Below are 23465 nucleotides of genomic sequence, written 5' to 3'. Positions count from 1 at the left end.
TGGGGGGGGGGGGGGGGCCCCCCCGGGGGGCGGGGGGGGGGGCGGCCCCCGGGGGCGGGGGGGGGGGGGGGGGGGGGGGGGGGGGGGGGGGGGGCGGCCCCCCCCCCCCCGCGACACCGGCGGCCGCGCCCGTGACACCGGCCGTCGCCCCTGCTCCGGTCCCGTCGGCTGACCACCCCGCCCCTCCCGGCCCCGGCCACCGCTCGTGCCGGGGGCGCCGGCCCGTGCCGGACTGTGCCCGACGGCACCCCGCACCGCCGAGGGCGACTGCCCGCCTCGGCGAGCGAGTCACCTCTCCGCACGTCCCCGCTCCTCTCCGCACGCGTACCTCCGCACGTCCTCGTACGAGAAATCGCCACGTCGAAGGAGACGTACATGCCGAACTCGCCCCTGAACCGCCGCGCGTTCATCATCGGCACCACGGTCGCCCTGGCCGCGGTCAGCGGGACACCGCTGGCCTCCGCGGCGCCCGCCGGCGCGCCGACGCCGGTCCGGATCGTCGACGACAGGGCGACCCCCGCGACCCGCGCGCTGTTCGCCTACCTCAAGCGGCAGCAGGGCAAGGGCATCCTCTTCGGTCACCAGCACGACCTCTCCTACGGCTTCACCTTCACCACTCCCGACGGCAAGGCGTCCGACACCAAGGCGGCGGTGGGCGACTACCCCGCGGCCTTCGGCTGGGACACCCTGATCCTCGACGGCGACGAACGCCCCGGCGTGCCCGGCGGGACCGACGCCGAGAACATCGCCGCGCTCAGCCGGTCCATCAGACAGGGCGACGCACGCGGCGGGATCAACACCCTCAGCGCCCACATGCCGAACTTCGTGACCGGGGAGAACTTCTACGACACCTCGGGGCGCGTGGTCGGCCACATCCTCCCCGGCGGTTCGAAGCACGCGGAGTTCAACGCCTTCCTCGACCGCATCGCGAGCGCGGTCAAGGGCGCGCGGCGGGCGGACGGCACCCCGATCCCGGTGATCTTCCGCCCCTTCCACGAGAACAACGGGGGCTGGTTCTGGTGGGGGGCGGGGCACACCACCTCCGCCGAGTACATCGAGGTGTACCGCTACACCGTCGAGTACCTGCGCGACACCAAGGGCGTCCACAACCTGCTCTACGCCTACTCGCCCAACTCCGCCTTCGACGGCGACCCGACCGGCTACCTCAAGACCTACCCGGGCGACGAGTTCGTCGACGTCCTCGGCTACGACGCCTACGACGGCTCGGCCGGATCGTCCGCCTGGCTGGACGCCCTGGTGAAGGACCTGGCGATGGTGGTCCGGCTGGCGATCGAGCGGGGCAAGGTGCCGGCGTACTCCGAGTTCGGGGAGAGCGGCACCGAGGGCCGCGACCCGAACTGGTTCACCGGGCTGCTGGCGGCGATCAAGGCGGACCCGCTGGCCCGGCAGGCGACGTACATGCTCACCTGGGCCAACTTCGGAGGCAGCAACCGCGCGTACGTGCCGTACCCGGGCCACGCCCTGCTGCCGGACTTCGTCAAGTACCACCAGGACCCGTACACCGTCTTCGCCGCCGATCTCAAGGGAGTGTTCTCCGCTCGCACCAGGGCCGTCGGGAACGCTCCGTTCATGCACCTCGTGACCCCCACGGACCGGCAGCGCGTGACGGACTCCGAGACCACCGTCCGGGTGCGGGTCACGCCCGCGCGGGCGAGCCGGGTCACCTACTCGGTGAACGGCTCACCCGCCCGGCGACTGCGCCTCGACGCCGACGGCTTCTACTCGGGCGTCTGGTCCATCGACCCGGCCTGGCTGGACAACCGCATGGTCGACCTCACGGTCAGCGCGCGGGTGGGCGGCGAGACGTTCACCGACTCGGCCCACGTCCTGCTCGGAGAGGTCGCCCCCCTGCCCGCCGGGTGGGTCGACGACTTCGAGGGGTACGCCGGGGACGACGTCTCCCTGAACGAGGCGTACAGCCAGGTCAATTCCAACACCACCACCCTGTCCGCCGACCACAAGTCCTCGGGCTCCTACGGCCTGGCCTACGCGTACGACTTCACCGGCGCCGGGTACACCGGCATCGGCAAGTCGGTCGACGCGGACTGGTCCGCCTTCACGTCCATGGCGCTGTGGCTGCAGGGCGACGGCTCCGGGAACGGGGCGACGCTCCAGATCGTCGCCGACGGCGTCTACTTCGAGTACAACGTGCCGCTGGGCGACACCAGCGGGCAGGAGATCAAGGCGCCCTTCAGCGCGTTCGCGCCCGCCCCCTGGGACACCTCCCACGCCGGAGCCGTGCTCGACGCGGCCCACCTCGCCAAGGTGACGGCGTTCAACCTCTACCTCGGCCACGGAAGCGGCGCGGCGACCACGGGCGTGGTTTACGTGGACAACATCCGGGCCGAGTGACGTAAACCGCGTTTCCGCAGGCGGCAGTTCCGTGACGGATGTTCCGCTGCGACGTTTGGTGTCCGCCGTCGGCCTCGGCCGAGTGGTCCGGCAAGCTACAGGTCAGGTGGGACCGGCCCGGTTGGGGGCGGTCCCGCTTGCCGTAGCGCGCTGTTGACTGCGAACGGGAGCCGGCCGGGGCGGCGAGAACTGGAAGCGTGAAAGCCGGCAGCCGCAGTCGGCGCGCTACCATCCCCCTGAGCCTGGCCCGGTACGGTGGCGGGCGGTTCGGGGGAGTGGATGGCATTCGCACGACCAAGGCGGGCAGAGCTTCCGTCTCCGGCGCGATCGCCGCGGCTGGCGATTCTGCGCCCTGACCGTGACTTACTTCGTCTGCTAGATGAAGACCTCACCAAAGAGAGGTCCTACTCCCAGCCTTGCCGTGAATGGCCCGAGGTCAAGTCACACCTCGCGATTGTCCTTGCCCCTTCCGGCAGGCAGAGTGATGAACTCGACCGGGAGCAGCAGGAGCGGATCTGGGGGCTGGGCATCGCGCGCCCTGCTCATGAGACTGACGTCGACCGGAAGGTTTTCGTCACGCATGCGCGAAGGGTTCGAGGCCTGGTGCCTGTATCAGCCCTCTTGGGCGCCGGCGGCAAGCGGGACGCCGCACTGGCCGAGTCGTTACCGGAAAGCGGTCCTGTCACGGTCGGGGCGGACATCGTGCTCGGCAATCTCCGGCAGATCTCCCCTGACGTCGTGGCGGCGGTCCAGGAGTTGACGCTTCTGCTCGACGAAGACGAAGGGTGGAGCAATCAGGAGCTCCGCTGGCGTGATGAGCGCGACGCTCTCCTGCTCTTCGCAAAGATGGCCGGGTTGGCCCAGAAAGACTTCACGCGGACGTATCGCTGGGACAGGGCAGCCGTCGGCGCAAGCTACATAAGCGGGCTCACCGGGGCCGCGGTTCAGCCGATGTTCGACGATGTCCACGGTCGTGCGGCGGAGAGGTTCAGCGGTACCTGCGATACGGTCGTTCGAGCATTGGTGGGCCGCGAAAATGGCCAGGGTTACGACCTCGAGGCCACGTCGGTGATCAATCCGTGGGTGGTCGACGGTGAGGAAGGCTCCCTCGACGCCTACTACTACCATGCCGACACCGGGACGCTCGTCATACTGCGCTATCTGCGTCTTGGGTCGAATGGGTTCTTCTCGCCTGACATTCTGCGAAGCCTGGACCAATTCCACAATCAGGCTCACAGATTGACGAAAAGCGCTCGGCGGAGCGTCGACGATTATGGCCTGCTGGAAGACCCTCTCTTCCTCCGCATCCATGGGGACGTGCCCTTCACTCCTGCTCTGCATCGGACGAGTTCCGGCGCGATCTACCCCTACGGACAGGTCGCAGCAGCGATCACGGCCGCTGTGACGCCCGGCTTCCCAGGTTCTCCTGCCGACCTGCTCACCCGCCACCTGGTGCCGACCGACTTCGCCCGTCTGGTGCGCGACGGTTGGTTCGGCGCGCGGGGCGTGTCCTTCGACCTTGCCATGAACTGCGTAAATGCCACCGTCGACTCGGTCGGTGCTGCCCTGGTGGTCGTCGACTTCAGCCGTCGGCCGCGTAGCAACGGTTCAGGGCTCGGGGCGCGGGTTTAGGTCGTCAGGACATCATCAAATGGGAAGGCAACCATTCATGGCCACCTCGGGGGCGGACACACCTCGCCAGGTCACGCAGGTGCGTGAGCAACTGCACGAGACATTCGACGGGGTGATAGCCGACAGCGACATCGCCCACTTCAAAGGGGGCAACTACGAACAGCGCTTCCTCTCCCGCGCCCTCGCCGCCCTAGCGGTGCGGCGTGTGGGCAAGTGCGGTGTGGCCGAGGCGGCCCGGTTCGTGACGGACGGCATCGCGGACCAGGGCCTGGACGCCATCGCCCCGCTCCCCGACAGCGGGCAGGTTCTGCTCGTCCAGGCGAAGTGGAGCGACAAGGGCACCGCGACCTTCGACGTCGACGCCGCCAAGGCGATGGTCGACGGTCTGAACCGGATCGAGAACGAGCTGTACGCCCAGTTCAACCAGCGTGCCGCCGCCCTCGCGCTGGAAGCCAGGCCGCTTCTCCTCCAGGAGAGAACGATCCTGGTCATCGCGTTGATGGGCACCGTGGAACCCTCGCCGCAGGCGCGCGAGGTTCTCGACAACGCTCTCGACGAATTCAACCGGCACGGCGCGCGCCTGAGCGTCGAGGTACTGCTTGCCGCAGATTTCCATGACCAGGTACACGCGGATCTGCGGCCGAAACCGATCTGCCTGGATGTCCGCCTGGACGACTGGTACCAGCAGAGCGGGCCGCTCGAGGCCTATCAGGGCACGGTCTCCGCCGAGAGCGTCGCCGAGTGGTACGAGACGCACGGTACCGCCCTGTTCGAGCAGAATCTCCGTGCTCCGCTCGGGACCACTGTCACCAACGCGGAGATCGGCCAGACCCTCACGTCCGATCCCACCAGATTCTGGTACCTGAACAACGGCATCACCATGATCTGCGACGCGCTCACGGCCAGGCACGAGAGCGCCAGGGCACCGCGGAACAGGCCGACCACCCTGTCCGTGACCGGGGCGAGCATCGTCAACGGCGCCCAGACGGTACGGGCGGTCGCCAGGGCCATGCACGACGACGGCGAGACCGCGGCCCACGCCACCCTGAGCATCAAGGTCATCAACACGCATGAGGACCGGAAGTTCGGTGTACAGGTCTCGCAGGCGGCGAACCGGCAGAACGCCATCGAGCAGCGCGATCACATCGCGCTGGAACCCGTGCACCAGAGGATCAAGGCCAACCTGCGTGCCGAACTGCGCAAGCAGTACGTGATCAAGCGGGGTGAGCCGGTCGCACCCGAGACCGGCTGCTCACTGGACGAACTCGCACTCGCTCTCGCCTGCCTGCACCCGGACGCCGAGCAGGCCGCCCGGGCGGCCAGTTCCACGGAGAACCTCTGGGAGCAGGGTCCCAAAGGCAGCCACACCCTGCTGTTCAAGAGTGAACCCTCTCCGCAGAAGGTGTGGCGTTCCGTGCTCACGCTGCGCGCGGCACGCAGCACGGTCTACAAACTCGGCAGCGGCCAGAACAGCCGCGAGGCGGCAACCGCGGAGCACGGTGGCTTCCTCGTCACCCACCTGATCTTCCAGCACCTCGATGCCACGAGCATCGACGACCCCGACTTCGACTGGGGCAGCGAGGTTCTGGCCAAGATCCCTGCCCTCGTACCGGAGCTGGTGCGCCGATTGACGCATCAGCTCACTCGGCACGGGCCGCGTCCCCAGATCAGGACCGCCTTCCAGACCGCGGAGACATGTCGGGAGCTCGCGAAGCAGGTCCTCGCCGACCTGGCCGACGGCGTCGCCGTTCCCGCACCTCCCGCGAAGGAGCGCAAGCCGCGTCGCCCGAACACCGTGCCGCTTCTGATCGACCGCCGGGTCCTCAAGGACGGGGCGCCGCTCCGGTACATGGCTCAGAACGAGCCCGAGCGCGACGCCATGGAAGCGTGGCTCGCCGAAGACGAGAGCCGGCGCCAGGCGACCTGGGTCAACCACCGGACCAAACCGATCCTGTGGGCGTACGACGAGCAGCAGTATTCGCCGTCCGGGCTGGTGTCGAAGATGTGGGCGGACGCCGACTGGGACGAGCGGCCCGTGTCCAATCAGGGAACGGCCCGCTGGTTCCAGCCGGACGGCCGGAGCCTGTGGGATCTGGCTCAGCGCATCCACAGTGAGGAGGAGGAAGAGGGCGAGGACGAAGCCTGACGGTACCGGTGGGAGGTCAGTAGCGGCCTGGTCCCTCTGGGCCGCGCAGCCGGACGAGGAGGTCGGCGATCTCCCGGGTCTCCTCGTCGTCCTCGCCTAGGAGTACGCACATGTCCTCGTGGAGGGCGTCCAGCACGCCCTCGGCCTCCGCGCGACGGCCCTCCGAGAAGAGGAGGATGCCGATGCTGCGGCGCAGGTCGAGCGCGGTCTCGGAGGCGTCTCCGGCCGCATCGGACACGACCTCCAGGACCTCCTGGAACTCTCGCAGGGCGGCGGTGGCCTGGCCGAGGTTGGCCCGGCAGTGGGCGGCACGCCGCCGGCACTCCAGCGCGCTTTCGCCGGCCGGGCCGGCCGTACGGGCGTAGACGGCGGCCAGCGCGTCAAACTCGGGTAAGGCGCGGCGGAAGTCCTCGCCGGCCATGAGGATCGCCGCGCGCTGCCGCCGCAGACCCAGCACACGGGGGTTCTGCGCGCCGAGGGCGGTGGCCGCCGTGGTGATCACCGCCTTCAGGACGTCGGCGGCCTGGGCGAATCGCCCGCGCTCGGCGAGGTCCGCGGACCGGGCGTAGGCGTCCCGGATCGCGTCCCGCAGCACGGTGTCGGCACGTGCCGGGGCCGGTACGGGAGCCACCGGTTCAGGGGAGGGCGTGGGCACCGTGGCTTGCCGCAGGGGTGCGTTCGGCTGACGGTAGACCACCGTCGGGTCGGGCACCGTTGAAGGGGACCCACCGCCGGCGAAGACCACGGGGACAGCCGCCGAACCCGGGGGCGGCAGGTGCGGTGACAGGCGCTCGTACACCGCGTACGCGTCGGCCGGACGCTGCTCGGGCGCCTTGGCCAGCAGGTCCAGGGTCAGGGTCTCCAGGTCCTCTGGTACCTCGGGCCGCAGGGCGCGCAGCGGCATCGGCGGCTCGCTCATGTGCTGGTGCAGGAGCTGGTACTCGTTGCCGCTGAAGACCGGCTCACCGGCGAGGAGTTCGTGCAGCACGCAACCGAGTGCGTAGAGGTCGCTCAGCGGTGTGATCTGCGCGCAGTCGATCTGCTCGGGTGGCATGTAGCGGCTGGTGCCGATTCGGTTGCCGGTGGCCGTGAGCCGGGTGACGTCCGTGCGCAGCAGCTTCGCGATGCCGAAGTCCAGCACCTTGACCGTGCCGTCCGCGGCGATCAGGACGTTGTCCGGCTTCAGGTCGCGGTGCACGACCGGGATGGCGTGGGCGTACGACAGGACCGTGCAGATCTGCGCGGCGATCGACGCGGCCCAGCTCACCGGGAGCCCCGCCGCCGCTTCGACCTCGGCGCCCGTGAGCACCTTGCGCAGGGAGATCCCGCGCACGTACTCCATCACCAGGTACAGCCGGTCGTACGACGCCTCGTCCAGCACCGCGTCGAACACCTGCGGCACCCCGTGATGCCCGATCCGAGCGGTGACGCGCGCCTCGCGCTCGAAGCGGCGGGTGAACTCCTCAGCCTGCGCTGGCGACAGGACGACATCGGGCCGGATGAGCTTGACCGCGATCTCCCGGTCCAGAACGGCGTCGTAGCCGCGCCAGACCGTGCCCATACCGCCGGACTCGATCTCTTCGATCAGCTCGTAGCGGCCCTGCTCGCCGATTCTCCGTGCCTGCGCCACGCGTCGCGCCCCCGTCGTGTGCTGATGCCTCGTCAGCCGGACGCCGTACACGGTACCGACTGACGGCGGCGCGCGCGGCGTGCTCTACAGCAGGTGGTCGGCCTTGCCGGCTTTGATGTCGGTGATGAGGGTGCGCAGGGCTTCGAGGGAGTCGGTGAGGTATTACTCCTCCGTGCCGTTGACGGAGAACAGCAGGGTGGGCTCGGCGAGGATGTCGCGGCCGGCCTCGCTCTTGTAGATCTCGTCGACGCTGCCGAACCGGGCCTCGGAGTAGTCGAGTTCCAGGAGATGGGCGGCCTGTCGGACGGATGCCTCGTCGGGCCCCTCGATCTCCAGGAAGGTGGGGAGGTCGGGCCAGGTGTCGAAGTCGAAGGCGACCTCTCCCAGGCGCCATTCCTCGCGGTAGTTCTCCTGGTAGCGGACCTCGGTGAGGCCCACCCGGCGGAGGATGTCAGCCATGGCATGCAGGTCGGTGACCTCGGTCTCGATCTCCTTGGTGCCGTCGATCGTCGTGGCGTCGGTGACCTGCTTGAGCGTGAGCGTCGAGCGGGTGCCCTCGTCCCGCAGGCGGAGCCAGGCCCCTCCGTCGAGGGAGTCGTTCTCGAAGATCTTGCGGGTGAGGAGGGTGCGGGGGAGCGCCAGGACGGCGCCGAGGCCGGCCAGCTTGGCCTGCAGTCCGGTGACGTCGACGGCCAGGAACTTCGCCTCGTACTCGTGCTTCATGTGTCCTTCTCTCAGAAACGGTCGGTGAGCGTAAACGTGCGGGTTGCCAGGAGCAGGCCCATGCGATGGGTGTGGTCGTGCGGCCGGCCGATGTGGGGCCGTTCGGTGAACTCGTTCGTGCTCAGGGTGAGCAGGACATCCCAGTCACTGAGGAAGTGACGGTGCAGGCGCTCGGGAGAGGTGTAGTGCTCCACCGAGTGGTGGTGCTTTTCGACGGGCATCATGAACTCCGCACCGAAGACACCGCCCGGGCGCACCAGGCGTTGCATGCGGTCGACGAACTCGGAGAGCGGGCGGTGGTGGTTGGCACTGTAGTGCCACGAGCAGCTCGTCCAGACCGCCTCGCACTGTACGTCCAGAGGTTCCCCCACAAGGAAGTCCTCTTCGATCACCCGCACCCGGGCATGCAGTTTCTCCAGCTTCAGCCGGTCGATCAGACCCATGGCGTGTACATCGCTGTCACCCGGAAGGCGGACCTTCCCTCCGTGCACGGCGAGCGTGTCGCGTTCGATCGCTACTACGCGATACCCAGCGGTTGCCAGAGGCAGGACGAACTTGCCGTCGCTCGCACCGACGACAGCGATGGTGGCGTCAGGGGCAACGCGTTCCCGCAGAGTGGCGAGGAACTGCGGGAAGAAGGTGAGGGTGTGCTCCCACAGGCTCTGTGTCTGCATGGGAGTGCGCTCCTTGCGTATTGGTGGAGGTGATCACGCGGAGGACCTCTTCGGGGGTGAGCCCCGTGGTGTCGATGCGATGCATCGGGAACGAGGCGTAAGCATCCGCCACTTGGTCCGTGACGGTTTCCAATAGCGTGTCCCAGCGCGATGTCGGCTTGTTTCGTGCTGCAAGGCGACGCCGGCGCTCGTCGTCAGTGCAGACGAGGTGATAGGCGACGGGCGTGGGCAGCCAGGCAGGCAGAGTGACGCCGAGCCGGGCGCCCAGGGCACGGTGGCTGGAGAGGCACCGGGCGAAGTAGCTCTCCACGACGACCGGGACGCCGCCTTTGAGATGGTGTTGGATCTCTTCGGTTGCTGTGAACAGTGCGGAGAGGTAGAGACACATCCGTGCTTCGACGTTCGTCCGCTTGTCCACCTCGCGCCTGAGCGGCTGGTACAACGCAGGCACGGTGGGGACGAGGACGGCCTGGCGGGCAGCGGCGAGCATCGGTGCGATGGTCGACTTCCCGGTGCCGCGTGAACCTTCCAGGCTTTCGAATGTCGGGTGATCAGGCACGGGCGTACACCACGTCCGGTACCGGGAGGGTGATTTCGTCGGTGGCGGAGGGCCTGTGGACGATGCGGTTCGCGGTCTTCTCGTACCAGAACGCGTGGGAGTCCTTGCCCACCGCTTTGCAGGACATGGTGAGCGCACCGCGGGGGTCGGCCTCGATCCGGTCGATCTCGCGAGGCCCGCCGGACGGTGTGCAGACCTCGGGAGCACCGTGTTCGGAGAGGTCCTCGTCGACGATCACTTCAAGCGGCAGCTCGGTATCCGCGAGCTGTTCGCGGAGTCGGCCGTAGGCGGCCAGGTCGGTGACCAGCAGCTCGGGATGGTCGGCGGCGTTGCCGACGGGCCGCAGGTGGTGGAGCTTCAGTTGCCGGACTCCGAGGTGGGCCACGACGTGCGCGAGGGGGAGTACCTCGTCGATGTTCCGTGAGGTCACGGTCATGGTCGCGCCGGTTGAAACACCGAGGTCCCGTGCCAGGCCGAGCGTGTGGAGAGCGCTCTGGTAGCTGCCATGCTTGCGGATACCGTCGTTGGTCGAGCCGACACCCTCCAGGGAGACCCGGAGCAGGTCCAAGTGGGGAGCGATCTCGGTCAGGCGGCGCTCGATGCGGTAGCCGTTGGTGCAGATCTCGACGCGCTGGCCCAGTTCCTGCTTGGCGTGCCGGACGACCTTGAGGAGCTCCCGGTGGACGAACGGTTCTCCGCCAAGGAGGGTGACGGCCTCCGTGCCGTATTCGTTTCGCATCAGGCTGAGAAGACTGACTGCTTCCTCGGCGGTGAAGGCGTCGGCGTACTGAAGCCGCTTGCCGTGGAAGCAGTGCAGGCACGCGAAATTGCAGCGGTACAGCAGTTGCAGGTACAGCATCCGGATCTTCCTGATCCCGGTGACTTCCCCGATCACTTGGGCTCCTTGGGCTCACTCACTGCCTGGTGGGACCCTGATGGTGGCCGTCTGTCCGGGGACCTCGTCACCGCGTTCGAGGACGGTGCAAGGACGTCCTGGGACGTTTTCCGCGAGCTGCGAAGAACTCCAGGATGCTGAGGACCCCCTTGGTGTCCGACAGGTCGGGCAAGATTTCGAGAGCGCCGGCTTCGGCCAGTTCCTTGGAGTTGTGGATACCGGAGGCGACCGCGACGATCCCGGAGCCGCTGGCAAGGGCGGCCTCCACGTCCCGAGGGGTGTCCCCCACCAGGACGGTGGGCACATCGGCCGGAACACCACGGAGCCGCCGTATGCGAGCGCGGGCGATCGGGACGAGTTCGGGACGGAGTTCGGCGTCCGCACCGTAGGAGCCCACCGACAGGTCCAACAGGGAGTCTAGGCCGAAAGCGGACAGCTTCACGTGGGCGTTGGCGGCGATGTTGCCGGTCAGGACAGAGGAAACCCAACCACTGCGCAGGGAAGCGGCCTTCAGTATCTCCGGGACCCCCGGCAAGGCCGTCCCGCGCGAGCGTAGCTCACCCAGTCGGTCATGCCCCGCCCGCGCGAGGGCATCCTCAACGGCGGGCCACTCTGGCACGGGCAGCCCGTCGCGGAGAAACATGTCGCGCATGATGAGTCGATCCGTGCGGCCCTCGGTACGCGCCGGCGCCGTCGGCTCACGTCCCGTGAGCGATGAGAAAGCAGCAGCGTAGATCTCTTTGCTGACCCCCGCGTTCTCGATGAGGGTATGGTCGATGTCCCACAGGACGATGAGCTCCATGCCGCCAGCGTAGGCAGTCGGCGGGGCTCTGCTTTCGTGACAACGTCCCATAACGTCCTTGCGTGATCATGCAACGCACCGCTTCCATGGCTGCTGTGAACGACCGACTGCACTCTGTGCTCGCGCAGCGCGGTGTCCCGCCCGAAACACTTGCGGAAGTCTGCGAGGTCGACCCCAAGACGGTGAGCCGATGGCTGGGAGGGCGTGTTCCCCACGCACGGCATCGTTTCCGCGTGGCCCGCCACCTGAGCGTGGAAGAGACCTTCCTGTGGCCGGCGCCGCCCAGACGGTCCGGCCGGTTACGGGACGGGCCAGACAACGAGTTGGTCGGCACCTATCAGAACCGGGCCAGCGTGCCGCGGGACGTCTGGCTCTCGCTGCTGCGAGAGGCCCGGAACGAGATCAGCGTCCTGGTCTTCTCCGGTACATTCTTCGCGCAGTCCAATCCGCAGGTAACCAAGATGCTCTCCGAGCGTGCTGCGGAGGGGGTCCGGGTGCGCCTGTGTTTCGGCGACCCGGACGGTCAGGCAGTCGCCGTCCGGGGCCGAGAGGAGGGCATCGGCGACACTCTCGCCGCCAAGATCCGCGCTTCGCTGACGTACTACCGCCCGCTGCTGGGCGAGGCCGGGTGCGCCGTACGGCTCCACGACACCACGCTCTACACATCCATGTTCCGCTACGACGACAACCTGCTGATCAACCCCCACATCTGGGGACAACCGGCCAGCGCCAACCCCCTCCTCCATCTCAAGAGGGCAGACAGCACAGGGTGGTTCGACAACTACGCTCAGAGCTTCGACACCGTCTGGGCCGCTGCGCGGCCGTGGGCACCCGACCAGGAGAGGACCGCCGACCATGGGCCGGACTGAGTACTACAACGACCCGACCGCCCCGAAGGCGAACACCCTCATCCCGGCGAGCAACCTGCTCGTCGCCGACAAGACCGGCGCCATCCTCCTCCAGCGCCGCCGCGACACCGGACAGTGGGCACTTCCCGGCGGCGCCCAGGACATCGGCGAGACCGCGGCTGAGTGCGCCATACGCGAATGCCTGGAGGAGACCGGCATCATCGCGGAGATCACCGGCTTCCTCGGCGTCTACACCAATCCGAACCACATCGTCGCCTACACCGACGGTGAGATCCGCCAGCAGTACGAGACCACCTACATCGGCCGCCCCGTCGGCGGCGAGCCCACGGTCAACGACGAGGCCGACGACGTCCGCTTCGTACAGCCGACCGAACTGGACCAGTACGACATCCACCCCAGCATGCGCCAGCAGATCCGCGACTACCTCGCAGGCACCTACCCCTACCTCGGCTGAGCCGCCAGCGCGGCCTCGATCCTCTCGATCGAGGAGAAGATCTCCGGCGCCGCCCGCCGGATGAACCGCCCAACCACGCTGTCCGCGCCATAGCGACCGAGGATCTCCGCGACCCGCTCCTGCGCGGTGGTCCGGCCGCCGTCGGGCGTCGTCGTCATGTCGCAGTACACGAGGGCGTCCACCAGCAGCGGCTCGTCCAACAACGGGAATTCCGCCGCGAGTTCCTCCCCCAGCCCGCGTTCCTCGGCCTCCAGGAGCGCGAACGAGTGGTTCGCGACCAGCCGCGCCAACCGTTTGTCGGCCCCGTGCTCGTCGCGGAGAAACCGGGCCCCGTCCAGTGGATGGAAGCCGGTCAACACGAGCCGGGGCGCGTACCCGACGTCATGAAGTGTCGCGGCAGCGAGGAGCAAGTCGGCTTCCACGCCCAGAACCTGACCTACTTCCACCGCGCGTTCAGCGACCCCTTGCGTATGCGCCCACCGCCGTGGAAGCGGGCTGCTGAGTTCGGCTTCCGCCAGGCGCGTCGCCCACTCACCGATCAGATCACCCATGCTGTGCTCTCTATCCCAGCAGATGGTCTGCTTTGCCGGACTTGATGTCGGTGATGAGGGTTCGGAGGGCTTCGAGGGAGTCGGTGAGGTAGTGGTCCTCCTGACCGGCAACGGCTATGTAGGCGTTGCCGTCGGCGTCGGTGCCCAGGCGGAAGCAGGAGCTGCCCTCTCCGCAGAACGGGGCGTCCCAGGTGATGTCAGCCATCTTGGCTTCTCCTCATAGTTGTCGTGCGATCTGGCGGATGAAGTCACGCGACCGCTCCGGGGATAGTGCCATGTCTTCCAACAGGTCGAGTTGTGCCCGGTATTTCGCGAGTTGGCCGTCAGCGTGCAGGAACACGGGGCCATGAGAGTTGTCCACCTGCACGGTGTCGAGCTGCCGTACGGGCCCCTCGGTGTAGACGACCGTGTGCCCTGCTCCAGGGAAGGCGCCATGGGCGAAGGAAAGGACGAGCACGGTGACGTTGTCCCACTCGGAGACCTCCAGAAGGTACTCTAGCTGTGCTCGGGCAACGTCCCGTCCGCCGAACTGCATACGAAGCGCCGCCTCGTGGATCACGGCCACGTAGGGCGTCGGATTGTCGCCCGTGATCACCTTCTGTCGCTCCGAGCGGTGCGCGAGACGGAGAGCGACCTCATGCTCGGGAAGCTGAGGGACGACGGCACGGAAGATGGCCATGGCGTGCTCCGATGTCTGGAGCAGTCCCGGTACATGCACCGTATTCGCGCCCCGCAGACGAACCGCGCTGGCCTCGGTTTCGGAGATGTCCAGCAAGCCTTGAGGCAAACTGCCCCGGTAGCGCTCCCACCATCCTGTTTCGCTCGGCTCCGCCATCTCGGCCAAGGCGTCGATGTACTTCTCGTCGGTGCAGTCACAGTTGCAGGCCAGCGTGCGCAGCCGTTCGGCGCTGATCCCGCGTAGTCCGGACTCCATGTTGGAGATCCTGCTTCGGTCGACACCGAGAAGCCCTGCGGCGTACTCCGCGGACATGCCGGCTGTGGTGCGCATCCTGCGCAATTCACTTCCCAGACGCTTCTGGCGTTGAGTGAGGATCGTCCTTGGTGGCATTTCGTTCCTTCCGTGCCGCCCGTGCTCGTCTGGGCTGTGAGCCCAAGTTCACCGCATCGAGGCCATTGTTACGGACCGGATGGCAAAAATGGCCCCTGCTGTCCTACCGTAAGTATCGCGCACGCTACACACCGCAACGCCGGAAGCGCACCGCGCGAGCATGCCTGCCTGCCCTGGGGCGGGTGTGTCCGCGACCAGGGCGGTAGGCCACCGGCGACCCCAACCCCCTCACACAGTCGTGGAGTTCGCCATGCCCGAGATCCCTCTCGTACCCGTCCACTGGCGCTTCCCCGCCCACCCCGCCTCCGTACGGAGGGCCCGGCACGCCGTCGCCGAGTCGCTGCCGCACGTCCTTCGCCCCCACCTCGGCGACGACCTGGGCCTGTTGACTTCCGAGCTGGTCACCAACGCCATCCGCCACGGCGCCTGCCGGGAGGACGAGGACCTGATCGAACTCGTCCTGTGGCCCGCCGACGGGCACTACTGGCTCGCCGTCTCCGATCCGGGTACCGGAAAACCGGAAGTGGCCCAGCCGAACACGGACTCCGAGAGCGGGCGGGGCCTGATCCTCGTCGACAGCCTGGCCGCCGCCTGGACCGTCCGGCCCCGCCCCACGCGCGGAACGTCCGTGATCGCGGGCCTCTCGTTCCACCTGGGCGGTTAGGCCTGGCGGCTCAGGCCGCCTCGTCGTCGATGTTCTCCTCCCGGCGGATCATCCGCCAGGCCGCCCGGCGCGCACTCTGGTTGAGTGACTGCTTGAAGCTGTCGTCGTGGCTGAAGTACTGGCGTCCCATGTCGGCGATGGTGTCGATGTGTTCGGCCATCTTGTCCTCGAAGACCTCGTCGAAGACGAGCCCGAAGTTCTCCTCGTCGTTGACGGCGGCGGCGCGGACCTTCGGGTCCGCCTTCGCCTCGGAGAACGGCGTGATGACGTCCTGCTCGGTGAAGTCGGTGCCGAACTTGTCGTTGAACTTCTCGATCAGCTCCGACAGCAGCGACTTCTCCTGCTCCTTGGCACCGCCCGCACCCTCGCCGAAGCCGCGCAGCTCCGCCGCTCCCTCAGCGGTCAGGGAGAGATCGTGCTTGCCGGTCTTCTGGATGCGCAGGTGGCTGAGGTCGACGTCCCCTATGTCCACGCCGCCGTCTCCGCGTCGCGGCAGGCGGTTGAGGAGGTGGCGTCCGTAGAGGTAGAGGCATTCGAGGTCGGCGTCGCGGTAGGGCACGATCTGGGAGAGGAAGCCGTATTTGCGCACGTAGTCGTTGAGGTCGGCGCGGAACTCCTCGGCGGTTTCGCGGGCCTCCTCGTCCGGGTCGCCGGCCTCGTCCTTGCGGTCCAGCAGCTCGGTGAACCGTTCGACGGCGGGCCCGAGATGCCGGTACAGCTCCGCGTGCAGCTTCTCCCAGCGGGCCACCGAGCCCGCCGCCTTCTCCTCGGCCGCCACGTAGGCGTCGGCGAACTCCCGCATCTCCTCCTCGACGAGGATGTCGGGCTGCATGACCTTGCTCTGCGCCGTGTAGAGGAGGTTCGGGTCGGAGGGAAGGGTGTTCGCCTCCTCGAAATACGGGCGGAAGGACGCCTTGATGTCCTCGGCGTCGTTGACGAAGTCCAGCACGGCCAGGTCCGCCTGCGACTTGCGGTCGGCGGTGCGGTTCAGGCGGGAGAGGGTCTGGACGGCGCTGATGCCCGCGAGCTTCTTGTTCACGTACATCGTGGTGAGGAGAGGCTGGTCGAAGCCGGTCTGATACTTCTCGGCGACCACCAGGATGCGGTACTCCCGCTGCGTCGCCTTCCCGCCGGTGCGCACGGCCTTGTCGTCCTTGCGCGTGTACGCGAACGCCTTCGGCAGCGCGGACTCGGGCAGGCCGCCGTTCTCCTTCGGCTCGGTCGTCTCCTCGCCGTCGTAGGTGAGGGTGCCGGAGAAGGCGACCAGGACGCCCGGGTCTGCGTAGGCCTGGTCTTTGACGTACTTCTTGATCGCGTGGGCCATCTGCACGGCGCTGTGCCGGGAGGCGGTGACCACCATGGCCTTGGCGCGTCCGCCGAGCCGGCCGGCGGTGTGCGTGCGGAAGTGCTCGACGATCACCTGCGCCTGCTGGGTCACGGTGGAGTCGTGCGTGAGCGCGTACCGGGCGAGCAGCGGATTCGCCTTGGAGGGGTCCACCTCGCGCTCGTCCGGGTTCTTGTTCACCAGCTTCCAGTACGTGTTGTACGTGACGTAACTGCGCAGGGGGTCGAGGATGAAGCCTTCCTCGATGGCCTGGCGCATCGAGTACGTGTGGAAGGGGACGTACGTCGGCTTGCCGCCCACGCTCTCCAGCGTGCCGAAGAGTTCGAGGGTCTTGGCCTTGGGTGTGGCCGTGAAGGCGAAGTAGGACAGGTTCGCGGCCTTCCCGCGCTGCGCTGCCTTCCGGACGAGCTTGGCGTCGGTGGTGGCCTCCGCTTCCAGCTCGGTGGCCCCGGCCTCGTCGGAGTCGGAATCCAGGCCCAGGTCACCCAGAGCCGCGCGTACGGCGGTGGCCGCGTCACCGGACTGCGAGGAGTGCGCCTCGTCCACGATGATCGCGAAGTTGCGGCCCTGGATCTCGGTGGGGCTGCGGCGCAGGTAGTCGATGAGGGCCGGGAAGGTGTGCAGCGTGACCGTGATGATCTTCCCGGTCTCGCGGGACAGTGCCTTGGCGAGCTGGTCGGACTTCGCGCCGTGCTTCTCGTCGATCTTCACTACTAGACCGGCGGTCTTCTCGAAGCTGCCGACGGTGTCGCGGAGCTGGGCGTCGAGATTGCGGCGGTCGGTGATGATGACGACCTTGTCGAAGACGGGTGCGCCCGGCTTGAGTCCGGCGGCCAGAGCGTCGGGGTCGATCTCGGCCGGGTCGGTGGGCGTGTGCAGTGACGACAGGCGGTGGGCCAGCCAGCCGATGGTGTTCGACTTGCCGGAGCCGGCGGAGGCCATGCCGAGGTAGTTGTGACCGGCGCCGTGGCGGGACGCGTGATCGGCGAGCTTCTTGACGATGTCCCACTGGTGGTAGCGCGGGAAGATCAGTTTCTTGTGCGTCCGCCCGTCCGGGCCCTTCTCCTTGCTGAGGTGCACGAACCGCTCGATCAGATCGAGCCAGGTGTCCCGCTCCCAGATCTGCTCCCACAGGTACGAGGTCGCGTACGTCCCGGGGACGGTGGGCGCCGGGTTTCCCGCGCCGCCGGGCCTCCCCGGGCCCTCCGACCCGGTGTTGAACGGCAGGAACCGCGTCGGCTTGCCCCGCAGCTCCGGCGCGACGAACACCAAGTCCGTGTCTATGGCGAAGTTCGCGATCACGCGCCGCGCGAAGATCAGCTCGCTGGGGTCGCGGGTCGTGCGGTACTGCTCCTTGGCGGCCTCCACGCCCTGGCGCGTGAGGGCGTTCTTCAACTCGGCGGTCGCCAGCGGGATTCCGTTGAGGAAGAGGGTGAGGTCGAGGCGCTTGCCCTTGTCCGCCTGCTTGGCGGCGTACTCCAGCTCCTTGACGAAGGTCAGCCGGTTCGCTCGGTAGTCGTCCAGGACGGCGTCCGACGCGACGAGCGACGGCTTGAAGTACGCGAGCCTGATCAGGACACCGTGGTCCTTCACGCCCTTGCGGAGCACGTCCAGCACGCCGTCGGTCGTGATCGCCTGGTCCACGCGCTTGGTGAACCCGGCCTGGGCGGTGTTGGGATCGCCGCCGTAGAGGGCGATCAGTTCGGCCCAGTCGTCGGCCTGGGTCTTGCCGACGAACTCGAAGAGCTGGGCGGTGTCCAGGCCGAGGTGGGGTTGGTAGTACTGCTTGTCTCCCTCGCGCCAACCGCGCTCCAGTAGGGCGGCGGCTATGGCGTTCCCGAAGGCTGCTTCGTCGTGGACGGACATGAGCGGCTATTCCCCCCGCTTTCCGGTGACCAGATAGGTGATGTCGCGACAGAACTTGTCGAAGGACGGCGAGTTGGCGCGGGCGAGGTCGAGATCCATGTCCTGGGTCAGTGCCGCCTGGTCCACGCGGGGGCGGTACCGCACTCCGTCGCGCCGGTTGTGGGTCAGCCAGCCCTTGCAGTCGCGTAACGTCTCGCTGTTGGCCGGGACCTCCAGGTGCTCGGCGAGACCCGCCCGGCCGCCGAGCGAGGGCGCCGACGCGAGGAACCACGCCTCGAACTCCCGGTTCGCCAGCACGACGGCCGTCCGGCGGTCCGGGCGGGCCGCTTGGGCGCGGGCCAGCAGCGAAGGCCCGAGGCTTGCCGGGCAGTCGTCGTCGGCGTCGATCACGACCAGGATGCCGCCCGGGTGGTCGGCGGGGACGCGTCGAGCCTGGGCCTCCACGGCGGCTTCCAGCCCGCCAGGTCGGACGAGCCGGCCGCGGTCGACCAGGAAGGGCGGCTGGATGTCCGCGTCCCAGATCTCCGCCTCGTACATCAGCCGCCGCAGGAGGACGGGCAGTGCGCTGATCTCGCCCTCGCCCTCGACGACGGAGGCGATCGTGACCCTCGGGTGGCTCACTCCTCACCCTCCGGCTGGGCTGGGGGTTCGACGACTGGGCGCAACTGGTCGGAACGCAGCAGTTCGGCCGTGGTGGCCAGGCCGTCGGCGACGATCGACCGGCTGACCGGGTCCACTTCGCCGATCACCGTCACCCCATGCTCGGCGGCGACCACGCGGATGGCCGACAGATCGGCCTCCTTGCGGTCGAACAACTCCGCGCTCTGCGTGGTGGCGAGGACCTGTACGTACTCGCTGGCTTCCGTGAGCGCGTCGTAGAGGGCCCCGGCCGCGAGCGGGTGCAGCGCCAACTCGGGCTCCTCGACGGCGATGAGCGGAATCCAGCCTTCGCGGGCGTCGGGCTGGAAGAGGGCGGTCAGCAGACCGATGGCTCGGATGGTCCCTTCCGACATGGACTCGGCCCGGAAGACGTGCGGTTCCGTCTCACCGTCGGTGGCGAAGCTGATCCGGGCCGCGATGTAGTCGGCGGAGGGGTCCGTAGGGCCGACTTCTACGACTCCGGGCACAATCACCCCGAGGTACTGCGAGATGCGCTCACGCTCTTGATCCCCCAAGACCGCCAAGGCTGGGCCGAGTTCGCTGCCGTTCTCAACGAGGGCTCCGGCGGTTGGGGTGTTCGGGCTGGCCTTGCGGAGATTGGACAGGTCTGGGTTGTAGAAGAACATGCCCGTGAGAGCTGTATGGAGGTCAGCGAACGGTTCGGTCTCACTCAGGCGTGAAAGCGTCAGCATTTTCTGACGACGTTCATTCCCGGCTTCCCGCTTTGAGAAGCGCTCAGCGCCCGCCCCGTCCTTGGCTCCAGGGTGGTGAATCTCGCAGAACTCACGCCGGACACGGACACCGGGCCCTGCTTCTCGCCCCGCCTTGGGGGCGGTCGGCGGCGCGAGGGTGATCTCGTACCGCCCCACCCAGGCCTGCGTGTCGGCGAACGGTGGCAGGTGAAACTCCAGACCGATCGTGCAGGAGGTCGCCGGCTCAGGGACCCGGCGCAACACCTCCTCCCATCCGCCGCGCGCTGCCACGGCCTCAGCCGGGCCGTTCGTCAGCGCGTCACGTACGAAGCGCAGAGCGTCGAGGAAGTTTGACTTGCCTGCGGCGTTCAGCCCGAGCAACACGGTGAACCGGCCGAGAGTCACGTCGCAATGAGCGATGGACTTGTAGTTGTCGACGCGGACGCGGGTGATGAACGGCATCGGGCGGTGGGGCGCGGCTGGACTCATGACGCGATCATTCCTCGATCCCTCGTCCACTGGCAGTGGACACGTCGATCTGTCCGGTGACGGCGGCGGTGATCAGGGCTAGGCGGCGCTCGGCGAGGAGATCGAGTTGACGGGACCTTAGGCTGCGCATGTTATCGATCCGGCTGACTTGCCGAGTTATCTCGCCGCTCAGCTTCTTCTGCTCTGTGATAGGAAGAACGGGTACGCGTAGATCGCGAATATCCGGAAGCGACAGCTGGGTCTTGGTCCCGCCGTACTGACTGCCCATAAGCCTGTCCTGTACTGATGGCGAAGCAATAAGGTAAGTGAGCCACTCGCCGCTGATTCGGTGCTCGTCCGGGCGCACCAAACAGACATGCTGGCTTACGTATCCGCCAGCGACCGCGCCATCCGCCAGTGCAACCCAGCCGCAATTTGCGCCTGTGATACCCACCAGGACGTCACCGTCAGCGATACGTGCTCTGATAGCCTCTGTTGCGGAAAGGGCGGGAATTTGAACGTAGACCGCATTTGTCAGCTTTGGTTGGATGCTGTCAGGTCGAAGATTGGCGCTGCGGAAGAAGAGTGCGCCCGAATCGGATACATAGTCACTCCATCCGCGCGATCCGCTTGTCACGAGGCTGGTCGCATATCCGAGTCTCATGCGAGGGGCGCTCTTGGCGTGCTCCCAAATCCGATCGATGGTCTGCACTCGGCGTTGGATAAGCAAGGAAATCTCTGATCGCATTGCATTGGTGATCGCGTTGATGCGGGAGGTCTCGGCATCGAGGAAGTCGGCGATGTGGCGCTGTTCCTCCAGTGGAGGTAGATCTACTAGCAGATCACGCAGGAAGGCATCCGGAACACGCTGCTGTCCCGCGACGCCGTACATCTCCGCCTCTCCCTTTTTGAGGAAGCTGTGTGTATTCACTACGTACAAAAGGAACCGCGGGTCAATGAGTGGCCCGGGGCGTAGCACGTGAAGCTCCGTACTTCCCGTGCCCACGCCTCGATGGAGACCGTGAATTAGCACAGCCCGTCCGGCCTCAAACGTGGGGGTGATCTTCGGCACAAGTACGTCGCTGTTCTGAAAGCGAGTGTAGCCAGTGGCAACGGATGCTTTGACCCGACGCCGTGAGATGTCCAGTCTTTCTCCCGGCCATACAGCTTCCATGGGGAGGAAAGTGAGCTCCTCATCGTTCGCAAGACGATCGAAAGCGGGCGTCAATGGATTGACATCAGCGAGGTGTCGCAGACGCACCGTGCTCATTCCGTGACCTCCCCGAGCAGCGCCTGGATCTCGGCCTCCAGAGCCTTCAGCTCCGCGTCGATCTCCGCCAACGGCCGCGGCGGCTTGTACACGTAGAAGTGCCGCGTGAACGGGATCTCGTAGCCGATCTTGGTCTTGCTGTGGTCGATCCACGCGTCCGGGACGTGCGGGAGGACCTCGCGCCGCAGATACGCCTCCACGTCCTCCTCCAGCGGGACGTTCTCGTAGTCCCGCAGTTCCGGGTCCGGCTCCGGCTGGCCCTTGATGCGCTGGACCTCGCCCTCCGGGTCGCGGACGCCGACCGCCTCCCGGAGCGCCTTGCCGAAGGGCGCGCCCGTCGGCCACAACAGGCCGGCCGCGACGACCGCGTCCTTCAGGTCGATCCACGCGTCGGACTTCGTCGTCCAGGACTTGCCGACCAGCGGGCGCAAAGCCGCTGCGAACGCCTCGGCGTCCGTGGCCCGGGTGATCGGCTTGGACGCCGTGATGGCCGCCAGCGTCTCCTCCGTCACCTCGAAGCGGAGCTTCAACGGCCGTTCGACGGTGATCCGGCGGTATCCGAAGTCCTCGTTGCGGAAGACCTTGATCTTCCCGGCCCGGTCGGCCAGGTCGTGGCCGCCGCCCCTCTCCGCCGCGTCGAGGACCGCCAGCGCCTCCGTGTAGAGCCGCGTGATCTCGGAGATGTGCTGCTCGCCCAGTTCCTTGCGCTTGTCGCCCAGTGACTTCCGCATCTTGCGCCAGTAGTCGCGCGCGTCCAGCAGGACGACCTTGCCGCGCCTGTCCCTGGCCTTGCGGTTGCTGAGCACCCAGAAGTACGTGGAGATGCCGGTGTTGTAGAAGAGCTGGTCGGGCAGGGCGACGATGCCCTCCAGCCAGTCGTTCTCCAGGATCCACTGCCGGATCCTGGACTCGCCCGACTCCGCCGCTCCCGTGAACAGCGGGGAGCCGTTGAAGACGATCGCGATGCGGCTGCCGCCCGACCCCGAGGCGTCCACCGGCTTCATCTTCGAGATCATGTGCTGGAGGAAGAGCAGCGAGCCGTCGTTGATGCGCGGCAGGCCTGCGCCGAACCGCCCGCTCTCACCGAGGCGTTCGTGTTCGTCCTCCACCACGTTCTTGACCTTCTTCCACTCCACGCCGAACGGCGGGTTGGCCAGCAGGTAGTCGAAAGTGGTGGGCGTGTTCTTGTCTCTCTTGGCGTCGTCGTTGCTGAAGCCGTCGTCGCTGAAGGAATTGCCGAACTTGATGTTCTCCGGGTCCTGGCCCTTGATCATCATGTCGGACCGGCAGATGGCCCAGGACTCGGGGTTGAGTTCCTGGCCGAAGACCTTGACGGTGGCATCCGGGTTGAGGGCCGTGATGTGCTCCTCGGCCGCGCTGAGCATGCCGCCGGTGCCGCAGGCCGGGTCCATGACCGTGCGCACGGTGCCCGGCAGGGCCAGCGCGTCGCTGTCCGGCGCGACGAGCAGGTTGACCATCAGCCGGATGACTTCCCGGGGCGTGAAGTGCTCACCGGCCGTCTCGTTGGACTGCTCGGCGAAGCGCCGGATCAACTCCTCGAAGATGTAGCCCATCTGGTGGTTGGAGACGATCTCGACCGGCTTGCCGTCCTCGCCGAGTACGACATTGCCGTCTTCGTCCCTCTTCACCGGCCGCAGGTCGAGGTCGGCGAACCGGCCGACCACCTGGTACAGCAGGTTCGCCGCGTCCAGCCGCTTGATCTGCTGGGCGAAGTCGTACCGCTCCAGGACTTCCCGGGCGTTGGGGGAGAAGGCGCCGTAGTACTCGTTCAGGTACTTCGCCGCGTGCGAGGGGTCGCCCGCGATGGCCTTCAGCGTGTAAGTGCTGGTGTTGTAGAAGCTGTGGCCGGACGCCTTGCGCAGGAAGCGGTCGGGGTTGATGTCCTGGTCCTGGAAGCGGGCGGCGACCTCCAGGACCTTGTCCTTGGTCGGCGCGAGGACACACTCCAGACGCCGCAGCACGGTGAACGGCAGGATCACCTTGCCGTAGTCGTGCTGCCGGTAGTCGCCGCGCAGGAGGTCGGCGACCGACCACGCATGGTTCGCCAGTTCCGTGTGCTTACTGCTGTTCAACGCTGTCCTTCCGGAGTTTCGCCGTCCCAG

Annotated in this window: 20 protein-coding genes; 6 read left to right on the top strand and 14 right to left on the bottom strand. The window is 67.4% G+C overall.

Features of this window, described 5'->3' with window-relative positions:
* The first annotated feature begins 375 nt into the window (after positions 1-375).
* The 3 genes from ACH4ZX_RS05715 to ACH4ZX_RS05705 all read left to right on the top strand — a co-directional run bounded on the left by ACH4ZX_RS05715 (position 376) and on the right by ACH4ZX_RS05705 (position 6151).
* Positions 376-2373, top strand: coding sequence for a glycosyl hydrolase (locus tag ACH4ZX_RS05715; RefSeq protein WP_398267989.1), 1998 nt, complete (start codon positions 376-378; stop codon positions 2371-2373).
* A 279-nt stretch (positions 2374-2652) separates the two neighbouring features.
* On the top strand, positions 2653-4005 hold the full coding sequence (locus ACH4ZX_RS05710; protein WP_398267986.1) for a hypothetical protein: 1353 nt from the start codon (positions 2653-2655) through the stop codon (positions 4003-4005).
* A gap of 19 nt (positions 4006-4024) precedes the next feature.
* A complete protein-coding gene (locus ACH4ZX_RS05705) occupies positions 4025-6151 on the top strand; it encodes an AIPR family protein (protein ID WP_398267983.1) in 2127 nt (708 codons plus the stop codon).
* 16 nt (positions 6152-6167) lie between these two features.
* On the opposite strand, the gene ACH4ZX_RS05700 is transcribed toward ACH4ZX_RS05705, so the two are convergent.
* From ACH4ZX_RS05700 to ACH4ZX_RS05675, 6 genes are all read right to left on the bottom strand, one after another.
* Positions 6168-7781, bottom strand: a complete 1614-nt coding sequence (locus ACH4ZX_RS05700; RefSeq protein ID WP_398267980.1) for a protein kinase — start codon at positions 7779-7781, stop codon at positions 6168-6170.
* Positions 7782-7943: 162 nt separating this feature from the next.
* A complete protein-coding gene (locus tag ACH4ZX_RS05695; protein WP_398267977.1) occupies positions 7944-8504 on the bottom strand; it encodes a class IV adenylate cyclase in 561 nt (186 codons plus the stop codon).
* An 11-nt stretch (positions 8505-8515) separates the two neighbouring features.
* Complete coding sequence (locus ACH4ZX_RS05690) at positions 8516-9178, bottom strand: SAM-dependent methyltransferase (protein WP_398267974.1); 663 nt, start codon at positions 9176-9178, stop codon at positions 8516-8518.
* Positions 9096-9737, bottom strand: coding sequence for a hypothetical protein (locus ACH4ZX_RS05685; RefSeq protein ID WP_398267971.1), 642 nt, complete (start codon positions 9735-9737; stop codon positions 9096-9098). Before ACH4ZX_RS05685 ends, ACH4ZX_RS05690 begins: the two co-directional genes overlap by 83 nt.
* Positions 9730-10632, bottom strand: coding sequence for a radical SAM protein (locus tag ACH4ZX_RS05680; protein WP_398267968.1), 903 nt, complete (start codon positions 10630-10632; stop codon positions 9730-9732). Before ACH4ZX_RS05680 ends, ACH4ZX_RS05685 begins: the two co-directional genes overlap by 8 nt.
* 67 nt (positions 10633-10699) lie before the next feature.
* On the bottom strand, positions 10700-11434 hold the full coding sequence (locus ACH4ZX_RS05675; protein WP_398267965.1) for an HAD family hydrolase: 735 nt from the start codon (positions 11432-11434) through the stop codon (positions 10700-10702).
* 95 nt (positions 11435-11529) lie between these two features.
* On the opposite strand from ACH4ZX_RS05675, the gene ACH4ZX_RS05670 reads away from it, so the two are divergent.
* Positions 11530-12303: an XRE family transcriptional regulator gene (locus ACH4ZX_RS05670; protein WP_398268403.1), complete on the top strand. Its 774-nt coding sequence runs from the start codon at positions 11530-11532 to the stop codon at positions 12301-12303.
* A complete protein-coding gene (locus ACH4ZX_RS05665) occupies positions 12290-12757 on the top strand; it encodes an NUDIX hydrolase (protein ID WP_398267962.1) in 468 nt (155 codons plus the stop codon). The genes ACH4ZX_RS05670 and ACH4ZX_RS05665 overlap by 14 nt, the downstream gene beginning before the upstream one ends.
* On the opposite strand, the gene ACH4ZX_RS05660 is transcribed toward ACH4ZX_RS05665, so the two are convergent.
* The 3 genes from ACH4ZX_RS05660 to ACH4ZX_RS05650 are packed head-to-tail and all read right to left on the bottom strand — an operon-like array spanning position 12745 to position 14377.
* Entirely contained in the window at positions 12745-13308 is a 564-nt protein-coding gene (locus ACH4ZX_RS05660; protein ID WP_398267959.1) for an HD domain-containing protein, read from the bottom strand. The genes ACH4ZX_RS05665 and ACH4ZX_RS05660 overlap by 13 nt on opposite strands.
* A gap of 10 nt (positions 13309-13318) precedes the next feature.
* Positions 13319-13513: a hypothetical protein gene (locus tag ACH4ZX_RS05655; protein WP_398267956.1), complete on the bottom strand. Its 195-nt coding sequence runs from the start codon at positions 13511-13513 to the stop codon at positions 13319-13321.
* A gap of 12 nt (positions 13514-13525) precedes the next feature.
* Entirely contained in the window at positions 13526-14377 is an 852-nt protein-coding gene (locus ACH4ZX_RS05650; RefSeq protein ID WP_398267953.1) for a helix-turn-helix domain-containing protein, read from the bottom strand.
* Positions 14378-14627: 250 nt separating this feature from the next.
* On the opposite strand from ACH4ZX_RS05650, the gene ACH4ZX_RS05645 reads away from it, so the two are divergent.
* Entirely contained in the window at positions 14628-15041 is a 414-nt protein-coding gene (locus tag ACH4ZX_RS05645) for an ATP-binding protein (protein ID WP_398267950.1), read from the top strand.
* Positions 15042-15051: 10 nt separating this feature from the next.
* On the opposite strand, the gene ACH4ZX_RS05640 is transcribed toward ACH4ZX_RS05645, so the two are convergent.
* Genes ACH4ZX_RS05640 through ACH4ZX_RS05620 form a run of 5 tightly spaced genes read right to left on the bottom strand, consistent with a single transcriptional unit; the run spans position 15052 to position 23435 of the window.
* Entirely contained in the window at positions 15052-18252 is a 3201-nt protein-coding gene (locus ACH4ZX_RS05640) for a type I restriction endonuclease subunit R (protein WP_398267947.1), read from the bottom strand.
* Positions 18253-18258: 6 nt separating this feature from the next.
* Positions 18259-18873 (bottom strand): DUF4276 family protein, encoded by a 615-nt coding sequence (locus ACH4ZX_RS05635; RefSeq protein WP_398267944.1) that lies wholly within the window; start codon positions 18871-18873, stop codon positions 18259-18261.
* Complete coding sequence (locus ACH4ZX_RS05630) at positions 18870-20093, bottom strand: AAA family ATPase (RefSeq protein ID WP_398267941.1); 1224 nt, start codon at positions 20091-20093, stop codon at positions 18870-18872. The genes ACH4ZX_RS05635 and ACH4ZX_RS05630 overlap by 4 nt, the downstream gene beginning before the upstream one ends.
* A gap of 7 nt (positions 20094-20100) precedes the next feature.
* Complete coding sequence (locus tag ACH4ZX_RS05625) at positions 20101-21342, bottom strand: restriction endonuclease subunit S (RefSeq protein WP_398267938.1); 1242 nt, start codon at positions 21340-21342, stop codon at positions 20101-20103.
* On the bottom strand, positions 21339-23435 hold the full coding sequence (locus ACH4ZX_RS05620; protein WP_398267935.1) for an N-6 DNA methylase: 2097 nt from the start codon (positions 23433-23435) through the stop codon (positions 21339-21341). Before ACH4ZX_RS05620 ends, ACH4ZX_RS05625 begins: the two co-directional genes overlap by 4 nt.
* Positions 23436-23465 lie beyond the last annotated feature (30 nt).

Origin of the sequence: Streptomyces sp. NPDC020490, assembly GCF_044335305.1 — a bacterium.
Taxonomy (GTDB): domain Bacteria; phylum Actinomycetota; class Actinomycetes; order Streptomycetales; family Streptomycetaceae; genus Streptomyces.
This window is presented reverse-complemented; position numbering and strand designations above follow the sequence as displayed.

Bases quoted from the DNA above. Each gene is read 5' to 3' on its own strand.
- ACH4ZX_RS05715 (WP_398267989.1), top strand. From the start codon at position 376: ATGCCGAACTCGCCCCTGAACCGCCGCGCGTTCATCATCGGCACCACG.
- ACH4ZX_RS05710 (WP_398267986.1), top strand. From the start codon at position 2,653: ATGGCATTCGCACGACCAAGGCGGGCAGAGCTTCCGTCTCCGGCGCGA.
- ACH4ZX_RS05705 (WP_398267983.1), top strand. From the start codon at position 4,025: ATGGGAAGGCAACCATTCATGGCCACCTCGGGGGCGGACACACCTCGC.
- ACH4ZX_RS05695 (WP_398267977.1), bottom strand. From the start codon at position 8,504: ATGAAGCACGAGTACGAGGCGAAGTTCCTGGCCGTCGACGTCACCGGA.
- ACH4ZX_RS05690 (WP_398267974.1), bottom strand. From the start codon at position 9,178: ATGCAGACACAGAGCCTGTGGGAGCACACCCTCACCTTCTTCCCGCAG.
- ACH4ZX_RS05675 (WP_398267965.1), bottom strand. From the start codon at position 11,434: ATGGAGCTCATCGTCCTGTGGGACATCGACCATACCCTCATCGAGAAC.
- ACH4ZX_RS05665 (WP_398267962.1), top strand. From the start codon at position 12,290: ATGGGCCGGACTGAGTACTACAACGACCCGACCGCCCCGAAGGCGAAC.
- ACH4ZX_RS05660 (WP_398267959.1), bottom strand. From the start codon at position 13,308: ATGGGTGATCTGATCGGTGAGTGGGCGACGCGCCTGGCGGAAGCCGAA.
- ACH4ZX_RS05655 (WP_398267956.1), bottom strand. From the start codon at position 13,513: ATGGCTGACATCACCTGGGACGCCCCGTTCTGCGGAGAGGGCAGCTCC.
- ACH4ZX_RS05650 (WP_398267953.1), bottom strand. From the start codon at position 14,377: ATGCCACCAAGGACGATCCTCACTCAACGCCAGAAGCGTCTGGGAAGT.
- ACH4ZX_RS05645 (WP_398267950.1), top strand. From the start codon at position 14,628: ATGCCCGAGATCCCTCTCGTACCCGTCCACTGGCGCTTCCCCGCCCAC.
- ACH4ZX_RS05640 (WP_398267947.1), bottom strand. From the start codon at position 18,252: ATGTCCGTCCACGACGAAGCAGCCTTCGGGAACGCCATAGCCGCCGCC.
- ACH4ZX_RS05630 (WP_398267941.1), bottom strand. From the start codon at position 20,093: ATGAGTCCAGCCGCGCCCCACCGCCCGATGCCGTTCATCACCCGCGTC.
- ACH4ZX_RS05625 (WP_398267938.1), bottom strand. From the start codon at position 21,342: ATGAGCACGGTGCGTCTGCGACACCTCGCTGATGTCAATCCATTGACG.